The following is a 1,085-nucleotide window of genomic DNA, read 5'->3' as shown; positions in this document are numbered from 1 at the left end:
TCCCCCCCCTTCCCCCCCACCCCCCCACCCCCCCCCCCTTCTCCTCCCCCCCCCCCCCCCCCCCCCCCCCCCCCCCCCCCCCCCCCCCCCCCCCCGACCGGGCTTTGGTGCTGGTTCCAGGTCAGATTTCGAAGGCAGGGGAAGATCAGGGATGCGACAGGCCACCCGTAAGGGCTTGATGACCGTGGCAGCCGCGACCGGCGTGATCGCCGCCGCGGGCGGATACGCGCACGCCGACGCGGGCGCGAGCGGTGCCACCTCCGACTCACCCGGCGTGCTGTCGGGCAACACCGTGCAGGCACCGGTGCACGTGCCGGTCAACCTGTGCGGCAACACGATCAACGTCGTCGGGCTGCTCAACCCGGCGATCGGCAACACATGCGTCAACCAGGGCGGCGGCAGCGGCTCGTCGGGCGGGTACGGCGACTCCGGCGGTCACGGCGGCTCCGGGGGCGCGCAGGCCGGCGGGCACACCGGCGGCTCGCCCGGTGTCGGCTCGGGCAACCACGTCCAGGTCCCGGTGGACGTGCCGGTGAACGCCTGCGGCAACACCGTCGGTCTCGGCGGCCTCGGCAACGCCGCCGCCGGCAACCACTGCGTCAACGGCGGCGGCCACCACCACGGCACGCCTCCGGGCGGCGGCCACCACACGCCCCCGCCCGGGCAGCCGCACCACCCCGGCGGGCCCCAGCAGCCGGGCCACCCCGGCGGCCCCGAGCAGCCGGGCCACCCCGGCGGCCACACGCCGCCCGGCACGGGCGACGAGAAGCCCGGCGGCTCCTCGCACGTCAACCACCCGAGCACCAGCACCCGGTCGCTGTCCCCGTCCGGGGGCGGCGCACAGCTCGCCCACACGGGAAGCAGCCTCCCGCTGGGCGTCACCCTCCCGGTCGGCGCGGGCGCGCTGCTGGCCGGCACGGTGCTCTACCGCAAGGCCCGCGCCTGGGCGTAACCGTCGGCACGCACGGAACGGAGCGGGGCCCGCCCCGGGGGGGCCCCCCCCCTTCCCTTCTCGTCAGGAATCCCCAAGTTGGGCGCACCTTGGGGAGGGGCCACCGACGCAACCGCACCCCTTCGCCTTTATC

At 76.8% G+C, this 1,085-nt stretch carries 1 protein-coding gene; it reads left to right on the top strand.

The window, feature by feature from the left end; all coding sequences use genetic code 11:
* The first annotated feature begins 151 nt into the window (after positions 1-151).
* The gene (locus tag ACZ5GT_RS40050; RefSeq protein WP_469036692.1) at positions 152-952 is read left to right on the top strand and encodes a chaplin; all 801 of its coding nucleotides are present in this window, start codon (positions 152-154) and stop codon (positions 950-952) included.
* Positions 953-1,085: the final 133 nt, after the last annotated feature.

The sequence above is a fragment of the Streptomyces sp. NPDC031340 genome, assembly GCF_055569945.1.
This window is presented reverse-complemented; position numbering and strand designations above follow the sequence as displayed.